Below are 19009 nucleotides of genomic sequence, written 5' to 3' on the forward strand. Positions count from 1 at the left end.
AACTAGGGGTATTGAAGTCTCAAAGTCTGACGATAGCATCCAGGCTGAACCAAACCCAAGTATCGACACTGCAACCTCCCTTGAGAACAAAGATGTGATGCATTGAAAGTGGGCATCGATTCCACTATTGCCCAAGTACAACTAGAAGTGCGAGTAATACCAGTAGAGACATTAACGTAAATAAGCCCAACGGACTAAATTGCCAAAACTCAACGGTATTAGCAGAAAGAAGAACCAAAGAATTCAGAGAGCTATACACCATAAGAAATCTCCTAGACAGCGCTTAAGTTCAAAGATGCTTGAGTTTTACCTCATTTGAAATTAATAAATATCTAATTGGCTTCTGAGTCGTCTATACCCTCATAGAGCTTGGACGAAGGGAAGATACTGCTTTGTGCATCACCCTGGGTCGGCAAAATGATTTATGTCTCCTTCTCAGTATCAGCCTTCGGTATGACTACGGTGTTTTCCAAAACCTCTCCCCGCTTGGTTTTGAGTAATTGAGTCCCAGGACCATCCTGCCCCCACATGGGCAAAGTCTCAATATTTAACCGAGCGGCTCGCTCCTGATTACTGAGGACAATCACATCTTGATTGGGATTGGCTGGCAACAACGCGATCAATCCATCCGATTTGATCATAAACTGCATTGCTTGAGTGCCTAGATCCCCCACTTTCCCTAACCGCAACAAATCAATGGGTAATCGTTTGCAATAGCCCTTACTAGATATCAGCAGCAAATCTGCATCGTCTCGAACTGCTGCTAATCCGACAATCGATTCTTGCTTTCTTAACCGAAACACTTGATTGCCCTGGGCAGTGCGGCCCATTTCAGGAATCTCGGTTATGGGAATATTTAACAGGCGTCCTGAAGAGGTTGCGATCGCAACATTGGTTTCCTGCTCAGCTTTAACCACCCAGCCCAACTGATCCCCCGATTTAATCTTGGCAGCCCCCAATCCCCGACTCGTCATCTCGGCAAACTCGCTCATGGGCAGGCGCTTAATTTTGCCCTGTTGAGACAAAAGGATAAGCTGACTCGTATCGGAAATTTCAGTGCTGAGAAAGCGGGCAATAATTTCGTCATCGCGTCCCGAATCGGGCAGCAGGGTGACTAAGGGTTTCCCCTTGCCTTTGCTTGAGGTAAATGGGATGGACTGTAACCCGACGCCATAGGCCTTGCCACTGCCCGTAAACAACAGTAGGTCTGTTGTCAGTTCTGTCGTATGCCGAAAAATGGTCAAATCTGTTGAAACGTCTGCTAGCTCCCCAGACAAATCAGGTGCATTATTTTTACGCTTAGATACGCGCATGCAGCGAGCATACCCCCGCTGGTTCAGCTCCACAATCACAGATTCATCACTAACCGGTGCGGCGAATATCTCGGTTTTAGCTGCGGCTCCATGGATAACAGTCCGCCGCGGATCGCTATATTGCTTTTTCAGGGCTCGTAGATCTTTCTTTAAGGCTTTTAAGAGTTCATGGCGATTCCCCAATAATCGTTCTAAATCGCCAATTTCCTGGGCCAAATCATCAAATTCTTGCCGGAGATTTTGTTGCTCTAACCCCGTCAATCGCCGCATCGGCATCGCTAAGATGGCATCGGCCTGACTGCCACTCAATTGGAATTGAGATTTGAGCTGAACTTTTGCCGTCGTCCCATCGGGGGCATGGCGAAGAATCTCGATTAGGTCATCTAAATGGTCGAGGGCTTTAATGAGTCCTTCGACTAAATGTTGGCGGCTTTGAGCTTGCTCTAACTGATTTTGATATCGGCGGGTTAAGGTCTGTTCTCGGAAATCAAGGAATTTCTGCAATACCTCCTTCAATGACAGCTGCAAGGGCACGCCATTGACCAGGGCCAACATAATCACCCCAAAATTTGATTGCAGAGGAGTAAGCCGATAAAGTTGCTCTAGCACAGCCGGGGGTTGCGCTTCCCGCTTCAACTCAATCACAATTCGCATCCCTTCGCGATCGCTTTCATCGCGCAGGTCTGCAATGCCTTCAATCCGACCCTGGTTAATTAAGCTAGCGATTTTTTCAATACAGCCTGCCTTATTTACCTGATAGGGCAGTTCCGTCACAATAATCACGGGACGGCGATGTCGGCCTCGGCCCGGCTGGATTTCCTCAATGGAGGTCACAGCTCGCACCGTGATGCTTCCCCGACCATTGGTGTAGGCGTCGATAATTCCCTGCTTGCCGACAATCTCCCCCCCTGTGGGAAAGTCCGGCCCAGGTACCAAGGCCATTAATTTTTCTAAGGTCATGTCTGGAGAATCAATCAGCGCCACCAGAGCATCAACAATCTCTCCCAAATTATGGGGAGGGATATTGGTCGCCATGCCCACTGCAATCCCCGAACAGCCGTTGAGGAGAAGGGTGGGGAGTTGGGCCGGTAAGACGGTGGGTTCTTGCTGGGAGTTATCAAAGTTGGCGGCAAATTCAACGGTGGATTCGCCAATTTCTTCTAAAAGGGACTGATTGCCAATGGGAGACAAGCGTGTTTCCGTGTATCGCATGGCAGCCGGTGGATCGTTATCCACAGAGCCAAAGTTGCCATGCCCCGCCAATAGAGGATACCGACTCGAAAAATCCTGAACCAGCCTGACTAAGGCATCATAAACCGCCTGATCGCCGTGGGGATGATATTTACCCAGCACATCCCCCACGACTCTGGCACATTTACGGTAGGGACGGTCTGGCGTTAGTCCTAGTTCGTGCATGGCGTAGAGAATGCGCCGATGCACGGGCTTTAATCCATCCCGGACATCGGGTAATGCGCGCCCGACGATCACGCTCATGGCATATTCCAAGTAGGACTGCTCCATCTCGGTATGCAAAGCCGTGGCGATGACTTTACCGGATGAGAGAAGATTGAGTTGCTTGGACATGAGTGAGGTTCCTTCAGATCTGGCGAAATCAACGGGGTACAGGAAGGGGACAATCCAATTCTGCCCAACCCTCGCGAAAAGGCATCAGGCTACAATGCACTTGTACTATGGAAACCCCATTTTTCTCAACTCTGTCCATAAAACGCAATTTCTTAATCTGTTTGGGTTATCCCATCCTCTGAACACATTAGCCCTTTCTAATCTCACCATCATGCATCTGCTGTTGTCCCTGCTCTTTAGTCTAGGTATCGCTATTGCAGCAATTTTGTCTGTCCAAAATGCTACAGCGGTTTCGGTCAATTTTTTAGCTTGGCGCTCTGTTCCCATTCCCGTGGGGATTGTGTTGGGGTTCGCAACGGGGTTGGGCCTATTGGGCGGTGCGATCGCAATCCCAATCTGGACCAAACGACTATCTCGCCGTCGGCGATATACCGAGTTTGAAGAGTCTGAATTTACTGAAGATAATTCCTATTGACGTTCCATAACGCCAAGAGATGTTATCGAAACCCGACAGGCCCAAGCCTGAGTTTGCAGCCCTAATTCGAAGAGGTATGGGTTAATCGAAGGTAAATAGATCGTAAATGCCCGGTACTATCAACGGGCGTCCGAGGCTGGGGCAGTTCATTATTAGGCCAGTTCGATAAGTCATGGCAAGGACATTCAGGGGAGGCGATACCTGCCACTGGCAAACTCACCGGCATCTGACAGCGAGAACAATCCGTAATTTCCCATTGATCTGTCAATAGCTCTTCTATCGTGGGGACGACACCCTCCAAACAGCATTCTCCAGATTCCGAACTTTGGATATATTGCCACAAAAATTCGAACTCAGGACTATAGTGCTCGCCCTGGATAACGCGCGGAACAGAGTAGGGTTTTTGTTGCAGACCTACCTGGATTGATTTACCCAACTGTAACCAAGAGGCTAGATAATCTTTAACTTGCTGTTGGGAAGCCATAATGCTTAAACCCCTTTTGGATCACACACGGTTAGGGTGACTCTAACTCAAATTTTAGGATAATGACATCAGTCTCCAGATGGCGCTAAAAACACTTCAACACCTTATAGTCAGTCTCTTTTGGGACCGTCAAGGGGGACCATCGGAGTAACATAAATCCCTAAAGCTTTAAGATTTAGGGCATAACCCGCCGACACTAAATAAACTTGATCCGAGATCGCCCCAATCTGACGCAGCAATTCCCCCATGCGATCGCGAAATCGTCTCCCTAAGGGATACCCTGGCACCACCCCCCAGCCCGTCTCCTCACCCACAACAATAATTTGGCACTCCGCTTGTGTCATGGCTTTCAACAACGTCTCTAAAGTAACTGCCCACAATTCAGCCTCCTGGTCCAAAATATTGGCCAGCCAAGTTCCTAAGGAGTCAATCAGCAAACAAATCGATTTAGGCTGGGCTTGAATTGTCTTGGCTAAATCCATCGGGGCATGTATGGTTTGCCAATTTGTAGGACGGCGCTGCTGATGGGCTTGGATCCGCGTTTGCCATTCCTCATCTTCAGGATAGTCTGCTGCCGTGGCCACATATATCACCGACCTATTAGACTGACCTGCCAAGTTTTCAGCCCATTCGCTCTTACCGGAGCGGGCTGGTCCTGTCACTAAAACTAAATGCCGATTATCCATAGCCTTTCCAGCATTTGTTTGCATAACACATCAACACATTCTCAAAAATCTACGCAAAATCTTTAGAGTCGGCCTTTCTGCTCCGAAACTTCGTACTTTGAGATAAGCTGCATTACGGGCACTATCCCTGATAATAACTAGAGAGTTCAACCCCTTCCCGTGCAAAAAAAGTCTAACCGCTGGTTCATTTGGGTTTTTGTTGTTGTTGCCGTTGTCGCCTTAGTTGGATTTTCCTTCGGCTCGATCTTCGATAGCCTCCTTAGCTCCCGCCCTTCTCCTTCTCCCACTGTTCCAACCCCAGGTACAACTCCAACTCCACCGGTCGTATCAGATATTGAGAAGAAAAACTTGAAAGACCTTGAAAACGGTTACTTGCAAATCTTAGAGAAAGAACCAGACAATCCAGATGCTTTGCGCGGTTTGGCCGAAGCCCGGAGTCAAATGATTAAAATCGGTCTAAAAACCGAAAAAGATCTGCTGGACCCTTTAGAAAAACTGGTTGAGCTGAATCCAGAACAGACTCAATACCAAGTACTTCTCGCCCAAACCCTGCAAAAAACGGGTAAACGGGAAAGCGCGGCTCAAACCTATCGGAGTATTCTAGCCACTGAACCTGGCAATATGGATGCCCTCCAAGGATTTGTCAATCTATTGGTCGAACAGCAAAGACCCTCCGCTGCCACCGAACTCCTACAGACAACCCTTAAAAATGCTCCTCAAGCCAATCAGGTAAAGCCCAACAGTATTAATGAAAGTGCAGTCCAACTCCTACTCGGGCAAGTCTATGCCACCCAAAGGCAATTCGATCAAGCCGTTGGCGTCTACGACAAACTTATTGCTAAAGATCCTAACGATTTTCGCCCAGTTTTTGCCAAAGCAATCCTTTTAAGGGAACAAGGGAAAACCAAAGAAGCTGATATCCTCTTTAACTCAGCCGAAAAATTAGCCCCTGGCCAATATAAAGATCAAATAAAAGCTGCGGCCCAAAAGCCGAATGAAACACCTGAAGCTTCTCCCAGTTCCCAGTCTCCTAGCGCCAGTCCCCAACCCTCTCCCAGTTCAACACCAGGGACCCCTGAATAGACCTAAAAATTTCCCTAGCAACAGAGCGTTACTAGGGAAAATGCAATATTCAGTTGTATTTACCCCGCAATAGCAAAGGAATGTCCGCAGCTACAGGTCTCAATCGCATTTGGGTTGTAGAAGCGGAATCCTCCCCCCATCAGATCTTCGGTATAGTCCAGGGTTAAACCAGAGAGGTATTTCATGCTTGCTTTTTCGACAACCACCTGAATGTCCTCACAATCAAAAACTTGATCGTCGGGTTGGGGCGATTCAGCAAATTGCATTTGATAGGCTAACCCTTTGCAGCCGCTGGCATCAACCACAATACGGAGCTGGCCACCTGGTAAATGCTTCCTTTGAAGGCGTTTTAATTCACCTATGGCAGTAGGGCTGAGTTGAATCATATTGAGTTGAGTATTCCAATCGCAAATGACTATCGTGCGTAATCGTCATCAAAGCGCACAATATCATCTTCGCCTAAATACTCACCGTTTTGAACCTCAATCAAAACCAAAGGCACCATACCAGGATTCTCCAGCCGATGTTGGGTAAACCGAGGCACATAGGTAGACTCATTCGCACTCAGCATCAAGTCTTCCTCGCCTCGCACAACTTTAGCGATACCGGCAATCACAATCCAATGCTCACTCCGATGATGATGCATTTGCAAGCTCAAACGGTGTCCAGGCTTCACCTCAATCCGCTTGATCTTATAGCCTTGGCCTTCTTCCAAAATCGTAAAGGATCCCCAAGGACGCAGTTCAGTTGCAGCGACACCTTGGTGGGTAGGCACAGGTGCTGCTAAAAGGTTAGATGGTTGAGTTTGGACCACGGTTCCGACTTACCTCAATAGGGTTTTTCATTGGCATGAGTAGACAATTGCTTAATCAGGATAGGACGGGCCAAAATCCCCAATCGTCTAGGAATAATTTGATCGAATGCACTTGAGCGTTCAATGCATAACATTATGATTTAAGCAACCAGAGGATTTTTTTTAGGTGATCTTTGTCACTAGCAAAGGTCAATTTATAAAAGCAAATATTTATTTACAGTGAATGCAAAAAAGATTAAGCGATAAATAAATTTGCTTAAGATTTTGTCTTTAATGCAATCTAGATTAAAAACAACTTAGTTGACAATTTGTCAACCTTGAACAATTTAACCTAAGAAATTGGGTTCAGCAAAATTTCTACAGTGAAAAATTATCTAGCATTAGGCCGCCAAAACACCCCAATACCATTTTGAACCCGAGCTGCCGTCACTGGATGTCGATCCAGCAGTTGGCCCCCCAGATACAAACTTGTCGAACTTCCTCCATCTAGATTTAAGGCATTGACGGATCCCAACCGCTGCATAATAAGTGCCCATTCTTTCAATGTTGGGCCAGGACCACTCACCTGGTTGTGAACTGCTGCCAACAAAATCGTGCCATCTGCCGTTTGCCCAATCCCACTCCGAGGAGCAGATTGAGTATCAAACGGTGGGCGAAATTTTTCAGCCTTAGCATTCAGCACCACTTGACCATTACTCACCAATAAGGGGCCAGCCCCCACAATATTGGGAAACCCATTGAAGCTGGCAGGTGTTGTCGCAGTTTGGATTTGGAGTTGAGTGCCAGAAGCCAAGGCCCCACCGACATCAAAGGATCTAAGCACCAGCAAATAGCCATTCTTAGGAATCGCAAAAGACTTAGTACTCGTACTGACCTTCTCAGAAACGACCTGATTATTAATGACAGTAATAATTTTTTCGGTTTTCAAAATAGGGGTATAGGTGGGTCCCCAAGTCGGTGTATATCGAGCAATGCCTTTTTGGGGATAGCCACTATCCAGGGACACAATGGATAACCGCTTGCCCCCCGATGTACTCAGAACTTGCTGAAGGTTGAGTCGTCCCATTTGGAACTGACCTTGGGGATTCCAAGCCACCACGCCCCGATTTAGAATAGGGCTGGAAATCCACTGACCATTTTGACGAATGGCTCCCAGGGGCGTTTTATTATTGCGATTAAAGTAGCCAGCGTTAATCGCTGCTGCCACTTGATTTCCTTGAGCCATTGATAGGAGGGGATGAATACCCAGAAGAGCATTCCGATTCCCCCAGATGGGCTGAAGCTTTAGCCCTGGTGTTTGAGGGTTCAAGGCTAACCAGGTGACGGGATATTGTTTGTTGCCTAAGCTGATGACTCGCTCTTGCCGAAGAATGCCCGGAGCCCACAAGATGCTGCGTTGTTCAGGGATGCCGCCTTTAATATCTATAACCAGCCGATTAGGATTGGTCAGCATCCACACCCGAGGACGTTTCGTTCCTGCAATCACACCGCTGAGCAGAGTCCTTCCCTGTTTACGGGTAATTTTCAGGGACTTTAAGGCAGATTTCCCAGGGAACTTCCAAGATTTACCTAATCCAGCGGCAGCTGTCGCATCTATTGATAAAACAAACTCACGATCTTTCTTCCCAGTGCGACTATTCGTCAACCGCTCCATTTGCCAGGGAGTCGGCTGATCCAGATCTATCACTAAACGATGTCCCCATTGCTGTCGGCCAGACCTGATCTTGCCAATCTTTGCAGCTGGGGACTGAATCTTAAGCACATTACCCTGGGGTTGGATCTGCCAGTTAGCGGAGCGAGCTAAAGCGGAAACGTCAAGATACCGAGACGCCCCGTTTTCACTAAACCGAGTCGCTAAGGCCAGGGGTTTAGGGGTGAACCACTGTACAGGCTGCTGCCGAAAATCATTCGAGCTGGTTAAATCCACGCCAAACCGGCGATTTAAACCACTATCGCTAATCCCTACGGACGGTGCTGTCTGGCCTGGATCTTGCCATTGTGTCCAAGCCACTGGGTAGGTACGGCCATTAAGTTGAATCTGATTGCCCTGATGAGTACTGGCACTGGCGACCTGAACAATCGGTTGATTAACCGCAACTTGGGCGGCAGGGTTAACAGCCAGCACACCTGGGCCCAGCATCAAGAAAGAGGAAAGGTAAGCCAAAAGCTAGAAAGGGGGGATAAAGGACAAAAAAACAAAACTATTTACCCAAGATACCCAGCAAACAGAACAAAGATTTCGATTCGAAATAGTCCTTAAGGTGTTTCGATCTCAACCCCGCTGACAGCAGGAGCAGACTGAGTCGGTGAACCTAACTGCTCCTGCTGTTTTTTACGAAAGGCATCGACGGCGGAGTCGAAATTTTCAGATTGATCCTCTGCAAACTCACTACTGGAGCGACTATTCACCTGCTGCAAGCGATTCAAAAGGTTCAGTAAGGATCCTGGGCCTCCCCGATCCGTAAAGACCTCCTCTGCACTATTGGAATCTTCCAACTGGAAATCCTGTAAAGGATCATTGGTGGGTGAAGACTGAGCCAAAGCAGGGAGTGGATTAACACAGGTGAGAACACTCAGGACTGTTAAAGTCGAGACTTGGAAACGAATCAGGCGGATATTCATGATTTTCATTAGCTCAGAAGCGAAATAAACGATTAATTGATGAACACAAGCTATATACGATATTACCCATATCTACACCTCTGCCAAATTGAGGCCATACCCGTCGCGGATATTTTGATCCGCAACTTTTAGAAAACCCAGGGCTGAAAGGTGATCAAACTCACTGATTAGAGTATGAACCATAATCTTTAATGATTCTTAGAATAAAAGATAACCAGTAAGCATTTAGACTCTCGCTTCGGTTCGAATGTTTCTTCTTCAGAAACTGCACTAAGGTTCCAAAATATTAATTTTTCGACGACTGTCGAAATTTAAGTGGAATTGGTCGATCCTAAAGAATGAGGGTTTTAAAGACGGAGTCATAGGTAGGCAGATGCATTCATCCAAGACGCAGCAAGATATCGAGAAGCAGCTCGTTCCATGTCCTGAAGCAGGATGTTTAAGTCAATCAGATTCTTCATCTAGATTTGTTCAGTTTATCTCTGTCACCCATCCCGAACTCGAAGCTAGTTTGCCCCAAGCCCTCCATTTCAAACATCAGTTCAAAGGCCAAATGGACCTTAAGGCTGATAAAGACACGGTAATGGCCTATTTGGATGCTCATCAAGGCTGGTTCTGTCGATGTGCGCATCCCATGAAGGTAGAGCCAGTGGGGAGTAATGGATATATTCTTTCCTTGGGGCGGTATGGCTCCTTTGGGTTTGAAGTGGAACCCCAAATTGGCCTAGAGCTGCTCCCTCAAGAGGAAGGGGTTTACCGGATTACGACCATTCCTGTCCAGAATAAGTTTGATCACTGCTATCAAGTCGACTTTCAAGCTGCGATGTATTTGAACGAGACTTCTGATCCGGGCGATAATTCATCCACCCCCCAAACCTCGGTGGAATGGGACTTAGCCTTAGACGTTGCGATTGTGTTTCCTCAATTTATTCTCCGTCTTCCTCGCAAAATGATTCAAGGGGTAGGTGATAAGTTGCTACAACAAATTGTCCAACAAATATCCCAACGGCTAACGAAAAAGGTGCAAAGTGATTTCCATGCTTCCCATGGTATCTGCTAATCCAAAGGTGTCTTGGTCATCCACGACTTTCCAAAGGGGACGCGCTGTTGAGAACCACAAGAGACATAAATGATTCACCTGGGAGGAAAAGCTAAACCTTTATGGGGACTCAACGCCCAAGGCAAAGAATTTAGGTATTATCCATTAGCAACTATAATTTGAACGAAAATTTGAGGATTGTGGCTGATGGGCAACTTTCCCTGCTGTAGGCAGTCATGAATGAAGGTATTTTCCTCCTCGCAGCTAAATATTTTGACTTTACCTACCCGTCAGCCTGTCATAAAATCATGCAGGTTATGACTCGTATGATGTCAAACTCCTTTTAGGGCAAGGGGGACTAGACCCTCGGTTTTCAGTGCCATTCCTGGTTGCGTTGCTCAATTTCTCAGTTCATCATTGGCTTATGTTATCGGCATTTCAATTCAAACTTCATCGCTATCTGCCGTTCTGTACGGGATGCTTATCCCTGCTGCTGTCTTTGGTTGCGAGTCCTGCGATCGCATTAGAGTTACGCATCGCTCTATTACAAGGGCAGGGGGATGTCGTGATCGGGAGTTCCACCTCTGCCAACATCGTCAATGGCCAAGGAACAACGGTAGGCGCGCTACCCCCCTTAGAAGGGTTCTTTGCCAAATCCACTCCCGGGGCCGTCACTTTTTTTGGCAAAAAGGGATGGCAGCTCTCCATTGAACCCTCGGAAGGTGGTTTTGTGTACATCCAAGATCGATGGTATCGAGGTCAAGTCCGCTTAGTTACCACATCCCAAGGTATCTCAGTGATTAATGAAGTGGATTTAGAGGACTATCTGGCAGGCGTTATTGGCAAAGAGATGCCTAGAACGTGGCCCCAGGAAGCCTTAAAGGCTCAATCTGTAGCAGCCCGATCCTTCGCCCTATATCGAAAGGGCAAACAGAAAAATCCGCTTTACGATTTGGTTAATACCACCAAAGATCAGGTTTATGGGGGCATTGATGGCGAAGCCGAGAGTACAAGAGCTGCAGTCCGAGCTACAGCGGGGCAAGTGTTGACCTATCAAGGCAATATCGTTGAAGCCTTGTTCCATGCGAATTCTGGTGGCCATACGGAGAATTCTGAGCAAGTATTTAGTGGCGTTATTCCCTACTTGAGAGGTGTTCCCGATTTTGATCAAGAAGCGCCTAATTTTCAATGGTCTGTGAACTTTTCTCAAGCACAACTGCAGCAAAAACTATCGGGACTGGGTAATATTCTTGCAATGACTCCTCAAGGGACCACAGCCCATGGTCGTGTCAAACGCATCAAAATTGTCGGAGAGCAAGGGACAAAAATAATGAAGGGGCGTGAATTTCGCCGAGCCCTGAAGTTAAAAAGCACCTTATTTCAAGTTGTTCCCCAATCTGATTTAGTGGCGAGTCAAGCTCAAGCTGTGCCCAGTAAGCCCTCCGGCTTCACCATTAACGGTCGTGGTCATGGCCATGGGTTAGGGATGAGCCAGTGGGGCGCTTTAGCCCTTGCCCAGCGAGGAAATACCTACCAGCAGATTTTGCAACATTATTACAAAAACACTGTTCTCCAAACCTCCTATTGACAGTAGGAACTCAATCCTTGAATCCATTTGTCAATAGGATCCGCGCCATTCATTTCTATTAGCAGCACAGTTGAATCACACATAGGATAAATTTCATGGCAAAAGTCGCTCTCATTACTGGCATTACGGGTCAAGATGGAGCCTATCTGGCAGAGCTATTATTGGCCAAAGGCTATCACGTTCATGGGATTAAACGACGCGCTTCACTCTTCAATACAGATCGTATTGATCACTTATACCAAGATCCCCATGAGAAGGATCGACGCTTTTTCCTTCACTACGGTGACTTGACCGATTCAACCAATCTTATTCGGATTGTGCAGCAAGTCCAGCCCGACGAAATTTATAACTTAGCGGCTCAAAGCCATGTGGCGGTTTCGTTTGAGACGCCAGAATATACCGCCAATGTTGATGGCCTTGGCACCTTGAGATTCTTGGAAGCCATTCGCATCCTAGGCTTGGAGAAAAAAACGAAGTTTTATCAGGCCTCTACCTCTGAATTGTATGGTTTAGTGCAAGAAGTGCCTCAAACGGAGAAAACCCCCTTTTACCCTCGCTCTCCTTACGCTGTTGCTAAACTCTATGCCTACTGGATTACGGTGAATTACCGAGAAGCCTATGGCATGTATGCCTGTAATGGCATTTTGTTTAACCATGAATCTCCACTTCGGGGTGAAACCTTTGTCACCCGGAAGATCACCCGTGCGATCGCACGAATTTACCTGAAAAAGCAAAAGTGCCTATTTTTAGGAAATATGGACTCCTTAAGGGATTGGGGCCATGCTCGGGACTATGTGGAAATGCAGTGGTTAATGCTTCAGCAAGACCAGCCTGAAGATTTTGTGATTGCCACGGGACAACAATACAGCGTCCGCCATTTTGTGACGATTGCCTGTAAAGAAGTCGGCATTGACATTCGCTGGGAAGGGGAAGGTCTTGACGAAAAAGGCTATGACCAGGAGGGGAATTGTATCGTCGCAGTCGATCCCCGTTACTATCGCCCCACAGAAGTAGATACCTTATTAGGGAGTCCCGAGAAAGCGAAGGAAAAACTCAAATGGGTTCCCAAAGTTAGCTTTCCAGAGCTAGTCCAGGAAATGATGGCAGAAGATTTGAAAGCCGCTAAGCGGGATAAGATTATTGAGGATCACGGCTATCCTGTTCCTCTCGTCCATGAATAAATCTGCGTTTTAGGCTAAATTTTAAGCCTGTGGATAGGGGCGATTCCCAGTGAACATTATTTGGTAATGAAAGTACTGCTAATACATGGCCTGGGACGTTCTCCCCTATCCGTATTTGGGTTATCTCAATACTTACAGCAAGCCGGGTATCGCACTGAGTTATTTGGCTATTCATCCCAAATCGAATCCTACGCCCAAATTATTGAGCGTTTACAGCACCGTTTAGGAGAGTTAGAGCCAGAACGCTATGGCATCATTGCCCATTCATTGGGGGCAGTGTTAGTGCGGTCTGTCATTACACCTCATTCTTCCTTCACACCCAACCCAGTGATTTTGTTGGGACCGCCCAATCAGTCCCCCCGTATCGCTCAGTTGGCCCAGCGATTGAGCCCCTTATCGCCATTTGCAGGAGAATGTTTACAGAACTTGGCGGACCCCAGTTTTTACCAACAGCTCCCTAATCTAGCCATTCCTCATATCATTATCGCCGGGACGAATGGTCCTCGGGGGACTTGGAGCTTTTTTGGCAACGAGGTGAATGATGGCATCCTCACCTTAAAGGAAATGCAGCTGGAGGATTGCAGTCGCTCTATCATACTGCCCGTCAACCATATCCAAATGTTGAATAATCCCCTGGTACAGCAAACGATTTTACAAATCCTGGCGGACCCTGCCTCAAAACTGGAGGCTCACCCCATATAACCCAAGCTACTCCGACATTTCTTGTCTACAGTAGGGGTATGACCATCATTACTTGCGACCATCTTGAAAAAGTTTATCCAGTTGCCATTAAGGAACCCGGATTTAAAGGCACTCTATCTCACTTTTTTCAACGACAACATCGCCTTGTCAAAGCAGTACAATCCGTCACCTTTGAGGTTGAACCCGGAGAGGTTGTTGGTTTTTTAGGTCCGAATGGTGCAGGCAAAACCACAACCTTAAAAATGTTGACCGGTTTGATCCATCCTTCGGGGGGGCAGGTGAACGTCGCTGGCCAAATTCCGTTCCGACGTAGCTCGGCTTTCCTAGAAAAGATCACCTTGGTCATGGGCCAAAAACAGCAGCTGTTATGGGACTTGCCGGCTTTAGATTCCTTGCGGATCAATGCAGCCGTTTATAAAATCAGCCCCCGTGAGTTTCAGTATCGAGTCGACGAGCTGTCTGAGATGCTGTCTTTAGGGGGAAAGCTTACTCAACCCGTGCGTAAGCTTTCCCTCGGAGAGCGGATGAAGGCAGAGCTACTGGCTGCCCTCTTGCATCGCCCCCAGGTCCTTTTTCTCGATGAGCCGACCCTTGGTCTAGATGTCAATGCTCAAGTCAGCGTTCGTGAGTTTCTCCGGCAATACAACCACCGCTACGATGCTACGATTTTGCTGACCAGTCACTATATGGCAGATATTACAGCCCTCTGCGATCGCGTTCTCTTAATCCATCAAGGTCAACTTATTTATGATGGGGGCCTCAATCAGTTAATGAATCGCTTTGCTCCCTATCGAGAAGTCAAGTTAGAACTCATGCAAACGCCCGATCCCATAACCTTGGAACAATATGGCGAAGTTGAAGAAATCACTGGACGAGAAATTCGCTTACTCGTCCGTCGGGAAACTTTGACCCACACCGTCTCCCAAATTTTGGCCAATCTCCAGGTACTGGACTTAACCATTACAGATCCTCCCATCGAGGAAATTATTCGGCGAGTCTTTCAATCGGGCAAAGTCACATGAGTGCTGTCCTCCGCAAAATCACGACCTTCTTGACCGTCTATTACGCTTATATGTTGGAATACCGAGCAGAATTGCTGCTATGGGTATTAGCCAACTCACTCCCTCTAATCATGATGGGAGTCTGGTCTCAAGCCGCTACAGAGGGGCAATTTCCCCTCACAGCCCTAGACTTTGCTCGCTATTTTATCTCTGTCTTTATTGTTCGGCAATTTACTATCGTTTGGGTGATTTGGGACTTTGAGCGGGAAATCGTCGAAGGCAAACTTTCTCCTCGATTACTCCAACCCATCGATCCCGTCTGGCACCATGTCGCTGGCCATGTATCTGAGCGATTGGCCCGCCTTCCCTTTTCCGCCGGATTAGTCATTCTATTTTTCGTTCTTTATCCTCAAGCCTTCTGGTGGCCTAGCCCCCTGGGCTTGGTTTGGGGGTGCTTGGCAACAGCCTTAGCCTTTATTCTGCGCTTTATTATTCAATACACCTTTGCCATATTTGCGTTTTGGGCTGAACGGGCCACGGCGATTGAACAACTATGGTTTTTATTTTATTTGTTCCTATCGGGAATGATTGCTCCCCTCGATTTATTCCCGCAAGCGGTTCAGGCGGTTGTGGTGTGGACCCCCTTCCCTTATCTCATCTATTTCCCTGTTAGCCTCTTAATCGGACTGCCAACGCCTATTGCTAAGGGCTTTGGTATCATGCTGGCCTGGTGTGTGTTGGGCCTAGTAATGAATCGCTGGCTGTGGCGTCGAGGCATCAAACATTACTCAGGAATGGGAGCTTAGGGTCTCAAGCAGCAATGGCTTGAGTAATAGCTTGAGCCATCGCTTGGGAATCAACCCCTTCAAAACCAACGGGATTTAAATCAGCAGTCGTATCGACATGGCTTGCAACCACAGCCTCCACTGCGGCCTGTAATCTTTGAGCAGCCTCCTGTTCTCCTAAATGGCGCAACATTAGCGCACCGGCTAGGATGAGCGAGGTCGGATCATGCCCCACGTCATCTGTGCCCGTTGATTGGGCACCAAACACTGCATATTTATCGCCGACATGCGCAATCGGTACACTCAATCCACCTACCATGCCAGCACAGAGATGGGCAAGCAAATCACCATATAAATTTGGCATCACCAGCACATCAAATCTTTCGGGTTTCTGCATTAATTCCTGGCATATCACCTCTATGGAGCGATCCGCAAACGCTATGTCTGGAAACTCTTGGGCAATATCACGGGCAATCTCAAGAAAAAGACCGTCTGTATGGGCCATAAAATGCGCTTGATGAACCGCAATCACTTGGTGCCGTTTGGTCTTTCGAGCATAATTAAAGGCAAATTCAATGATTTGACCACAGCCTTTAACGGAAATCGGTTTAATGCCTACCGCAGCATCTTCTCGTATTCGTTTGCCAGACAGTTTTGACAGAAAAGAACGAGCATCTGCAGCTTCTACTGAAGTGCGCTCAAATTCGATGCCAGCATAGATTCCCTCTGTCGTTTCTCGCACAATCATTATGTCAACATTCTGATAATTGCTGGGAATCCCCACCATCGTTTTTGCGGGTCGCAAGTTGACATAAAGATCTAGCTTTTCCCGGATGTCTGCTTCCATCTGACGATAATTATCCGGCATCATCAATGGTCCAATGACAGCAGTTTTAGCCGTTCGGATAATATCAAAAATATAGTTCGGTAATAGACCCTGCTGATCCTCTCCACCGATATCGACAATCTGCCAAGTAATGTCGACCCCTGTTGCAGCAATAGCCATCTGCAAGGCATTCGTCACCTGCGCCCCTAGTTCCCCCTCCTGAATCAAGACCACCGGATATCCCATTTACTTATCCCCCTCAATTTAGGACTTTAGCCGCGATCGTTCATCATCCGAATCTAGTTAACACTTGCACAGGCACCCTATTCCTGTCCTCGTAACCTCACCCCAAAATACTTCTTTGAGGGGGATACACTGATATACTCCACCAGGAAACGCTTGGTCACCTTACTATTAGGTTACCCATACAGCTGGTCAAGGTGCTGCAACCTTTAGAGAAGATACATGTCCCCAAAAAAAGCCACAAGAATCATCTATACCCACACGGACGAAGCCCCCGCCTTAGCCACCTATTCTTTCCTGCCTATTGTCGAAGTTTTTACCCAAGTAGCCGGTATTGAGGTGGAAACGAGGGACATCTCCCTAGCTGGACGCATTATTGCGAGTTTCCCCGAGAAGCTAACTGCTGACCAACAGCAACTCGATAATCTAGCTTACTTAGGAGATCTGGCAAAAACTCCTGAAGCGATTATCATCAAACTCCCCAATATCAGTGCCTCTATCCCCCAATTAACTGCCGCGATCCAGGAGTTACAGGCCAAAGGGTATAACATTCCTGATTACCCAGCCAGTCCTCAAAATGAGCAGGAAATCACGATCAAAAACCGGTATGCCAAGGTTCTGGGAAGCGCAGTTAATCCAGTTTTAAGAGAGGGGAATTCAGATCGGCGAGTGGCTGCAGCCGTCAAACAATATGCCCAGAAAAACCCTCACTCTGTCGGTCCTTGGACATCCGATTCGAAATCTCATGTGGCTCACATGGATACTGGTGACTTTTATGGCACTGAGCAATCTGTTGTGATCAGCCAATCAGGACAGGTCAAAATTCAGTTAGTAAGAGAAGACCATTCTCTGCAAGTTTTGAAAGAGAATGTCCATGTTCTTGAAGGCGAAGTCATTGACGCAGCAGTAATGCAGGTACAGGCGTTAAGAGCCTTTTATGAACAGGAGATCAAGGCAGCAAAGGCTGAAGGCATCCTCTTGTCTTTACATGTCAAGGCCACCATGATGAAAGTCTCTGACCCGATCTTATTTGGCCATGCTTTAACCACTTACTACCAGGGTGTATTTACTGAATATGCTGATACATTTCAGGCGCTTGGGGTCAATGCCAACAATGGATTAGGCGATCTTTTTTCCAAGATTCAAACCTTGCCAGATTCAGAACGCTCAGCCATCACAACAGCTTTTAAGACGGCAGAACAATCTGGTCCACCCCTGGCCATGGTTAATTCTGATCTGGGCATATCAAATTTCCATGTCCCCAGCGATGTCATCATTGATGCATCTATGGCGGCTGCCATTCGGAACTCCGGCAAAATGTGGGGGCCCGATGGTCAACTCCATGATACGAAGGCGATGATCCCCGATCGCAGTTACGCAACCATGTATCAAGAATGCATCAAATTCTGCCAAGAACATGGCGCTTTTGATGTCCAAACCATGGGAAATGTTGCCAATGTAGGGTTAATGGCTCAGAAGGCTGAAGAATATGGTTCCCATGATAAGACCTTTGAAATTCCTGCTGACGGGACTGTCCAGGTCATAGATCAGACGGGGCAAATTTTAATGGAGCACTCGGTCCAGAAAGGGGACATTTGGCGCATGTGCCAAACTAAAGATATTCCCATCCAAGACTGGGTAAAATTGGCGGTTAATCGAGCCAAAGCTACAGGTTCTCCAACTATTTTCTGGTTAGATCCGGATCGGGCTCATGATGCAAACCTTATCCATAAGGTGCAGCAATATTTGGCTCAATATGACATGACGGATCTAGATATTCGGATCATGTCTCCCGTTGATGCCATGTGCTTTACCTGTGAACAGATTAAAGGTGGCCAAGACGTCATTTCGGCTACCGGGAATGTCTTACGGGACTACCTTACGGATTTGTTCCCCATTCTAGAATTAGGAACAAGCGCCAAAATGCTATCCATTGTTCCCCTACTCGCTGGAGGCGGATTATTTGAAACTGGCGCAGGGGGCTCTGCTCCCAAGCATGTTCAACAGTTTCTGAAAGAAGGGCATTTACGATGGGATTCTTTAGGAGAATTTCTGGCTTTGGCTGCAACTCTGGAAGATTTAGGACATAAGACCAGTAATAAAAATGCTCTAGCTTTAGCGACAGCACTCAATCAGGCGAATAGCCAATATCTAGAACAAGCTAAATCCCCTTCCCGTGCTGTCCACGAGTTAGACAACCGGGGGAGCCATTTCTATTTAGCCCTCTACTGGGCTCAAGCTTTGGCCGAGCAAGATCAAAATCCTGCTTTCAAAACTCTGTTTATGGACTTATTCCAACAGCTCAGCGAGCACAAAGAGACTATTTTGGCCGAGCTTAATGCTCTCCAGGGCCATCCAACAGAGATTGGTGGGTATTACTTGCCAGATACAGAAAAAACTTGCCAAGCCATGCGTCCAAGCCAAACTTTGAATCGGATTTTGGCCTCATACCTTAAGAACAGCCCAGGATAGGAGATTTTTATCGCTCACCCACTTCCTCCTTGAATTAAGTCCTGGTTTTAAGGAGACCATTAAAGTTTTTTGTCGTTACACAGCTTTTGATGGGCATTCTAGAACCGGAAG

The 19009-nt window shown here is 47.2% G+C and carries 17 protein-coding genes; 9 read left to right on the plus strand and 8 right to left on the minus strand.

Going from position 1 to position 19009, the window contains the following annotated elements:
- Positions 1-422: 422 nt before the first annotated feature.
- The gene (gene gyrA / locus AM1_RS25935; protein ID WP_012165896.1) at positions 423-2897 is read right to left on the minus strand and encodes a DNA gyrase subunit A; all 2475 of its coding nucleotides are present in this window, start codon (positions 2895-2897) and stop codon (positions 423-425) included.
- 94 nt (positions 2898-2991) lie between these two features.
- Here gyrA and AM1_RS37805 point away from each other — a divergent pair, with 94 nt between their 5' ends.
- Entirely contained in the window at positions 2992-3372 is a 381-nt protein-coding gene (locus AM1_RS37805) for a lipopolysaccharide assembly protein LapA domain-containing protein (protein ID WP_012165897.1), read from the plus strand.
- Between the two features lie 61 nt (positions 3373-3433).
- Here the strand turns inward: AM1_RS37805 and AM1_RS25945 are convergent, their stop codons facing one another.
- Positions 3434-3856 carry a hypothetical protein gene (locus tag AM1_RS25945; RefSeq protein ID WP_012165898.1) on the minus strand — a complete coding sequence of 141 codons (423 nt, stop codon included), beginning with the start codon at positions 3854-3856 and terminating at the stop codon, positions 3434-3436.
- A 110-nt stretch (positions 3857-3966) separates the two neighbouring features.
- Positions 3967-4542 (minus strand): bifunctional adenosylcobinamide kinase/adenosylcobinamide-phosphate guanylyltransferase, encoded by a 576-nt coding sequence (cobU, locus tag AM1_RS25950; protein WP_012165899.1) that lies wholly within the window; start codon positions 4540-4542, stop codon positions 3967-3969.
- Between the two features lie 159 nt (positions 4543-4701).
- Here cobU and AM1_RS25955 point away from each other — a divergent pair, with 159 nt between their 5' ends.
- On the plus strand, positions 4702-5625 hold the full coding sequence (locus tag AM1_RS25955; protein ID WP_012165900.1) for a tetratricopeptide repeat protein: 924 nt from the start codon (positions 4702-4704) through the stop codon (positions 5623-5625).
- A gap of 59 nt (positions 5626-5684) precedes the next feature.
- Here the strand turns inward: AM1_RS25955 and AM1_RS25960 are convergent, their stop codons facing one another.
- From AM1_RS25960 to AM1_RS25975, 4 genes are all read right to left on the minus strand, one after another.
- Positions 5685-6011, minus strand: coding sequence for a HesB/IscA family protein (locus tag AM1_RS25960; RefSeq protein ID WP_012165901.1), 327 nt, complete (start codon positions 6009-6011; stop codon positions 5685-5687).
- 29 nt (positions 6012-6040) lie between these two features.
- Positions 6041-6439, minus strand: coding sequence for a cupin domain-containing protein (locus AM1_RS25965; RefSeq protein ID WP_012165902.1), 399 nt, complete (start codon positions 6437-6439; stop codon positions 6041-6043).
- A gap of 370 nt (positions 6440-6809) precedes the next feature.
- A complete protein-coding gene (locus AM1_RS25970) occupies positions 6810-8579 on the minus strand; it encodes a phosphodiester glycosidase family protein (protein WP_041660536.1) in 1770 nt (589 codons plus the stop codon).
- A 116-nt stretch (positions 8580-8695) separates the two neighbouring features.
- Positions 8696-9061 carry a hypothetical protein gene (locus tag AM1_RS25975; protein WP_012165905.1) on the minus strand — a complete coding sequence of 122 codons (366 nt, stop codon included), beginning with the start codon at positions 9059-9061 and terminating at the stop codon, positions 8696-8698.
- A 373-nt stretch (positions 9062-9434) separates the two neighbouring features.
- Between AM1_RS25975 and AM1_RS25980 the strand changes: the two genes are divergently transcribed.
- The 6 genes from AM1_RS25980 (at position 9435) to AM1_RS26005 (ending at position 15378) form a co-directional block, all read left to right on the plus strand.
- Positions 9435-10121, plus strand: coding sequence for a DUF1997 domain-containing protein (locus AM1_RS25980; protein WP_012165906.1), 687 nt, complete (start codon positions 9435-9437; stop codon positions 10119-10121).
- A 403-nt stretch (positions 10122-10524) separates the two neighbouring features.
- The gene (locus tag AM1_RS25985; protein WP_012165907.1) at positions 10525-11688 is read left to right on the plus strand and encodes a SpoIID/LytB domain-containing protein; all 1164 of its coding nucleotides are present in this window, start codon (positions 10525-10527) and stop codon (positions 11686-11688) included.
- Between the two features lie 95 nt (positions 11689-11783).
- Entirely contained in the window at positions 11784-12869 is a 1086-nt protein-coding gene (gene gmd, locus AM1_RS25990) for a GDP-mannose 4,6-dehydratase (RefSeq protein ID WP_012165908.1), read from the plus strand.
- A gap of 66 nt (positions 12870-12935) precedes the next feature.
- The gene (locus AM1_RS25995) at positions 12936-13571 is read left to right on the plus strand and encodes an esterase/lipase family protein (RefSeq protein WP_012165909.1); all 636 of its coding nucleotides are present in this window, start codon (positions 12936-12938) and stop codon (positions 13569-13571) included.
- Between the two features lie 38 nt (positions 13572-13609).
- Positions 13610-14593 (plus strand): ABC transporter ATP-binding protein, encoded by a 984-nt coding sequence (locus tag AM1_RS26000; RefSeq protein ID WP_012165910.1) that lies wholly within the window; start codon positions 13610-13612, stop codon positions 14591-14593.
- Complete coding sequence (locus tag AM1_RS26005; RefSeq protein WP_012165911.1) at positions 14590-15378, plus strand: ABC transporter permease; 789 nt, start codon at positions 14590-14592, stop codon at positions 15376-15378. Before AM1_RS26000 ends, AM1_RS26005 begins: the two co-directional genes overlap by 4 nt.
- 4 nt (positions 15379-15382) lie before the next feature.
- Here AM1_RS26005 and AM1_RS26010 read toward each other — a convergent pair whose 3' ends face one another.
- Positions 15383-16429 carry an isocitrate/isopropylmalate family dehydrogenase gene (locus AM1_RS26010; RefSeq protein WP_012165912.1) on the minus strand — a complete coding sequence of 349 codons (1047 nt, stop codon included), beginning with the start codon at positions 16427-16429 and terminating at the stop codon, positions 15383-15385.
- A gap of 219 nt (positions 16430-16648) precedes the next feature.
- Here AM1_RS26010 and AM1_RS26015 point away from each other — a divergent pair, with 219 nt between their 5' ends.
- Positions 16649-18898 (plus strand): NADP-dependent isocitrate dehydrogenase, encoded by a 2250-nt coding sequence (locus tag AM1_RS26015; RefSeq protein ID WP_012165913.1) that lies wholly within the window; start codon positions 16649-16651, stop codon positions 18896-18898.
- Positions 18899-19009 lie beyond the last annotated feature (111 nt).

It is taken from the genome of Acaryochloris marina MBIC11017 (assembly GCF_000018105.1).
Lineage (GTDB): Bacteria > Cyanobacteriota > Cyanobacteriia > Thermosynechococcales > Thermosynechococcaceae > Acaryochloris > Acaryochloris marina.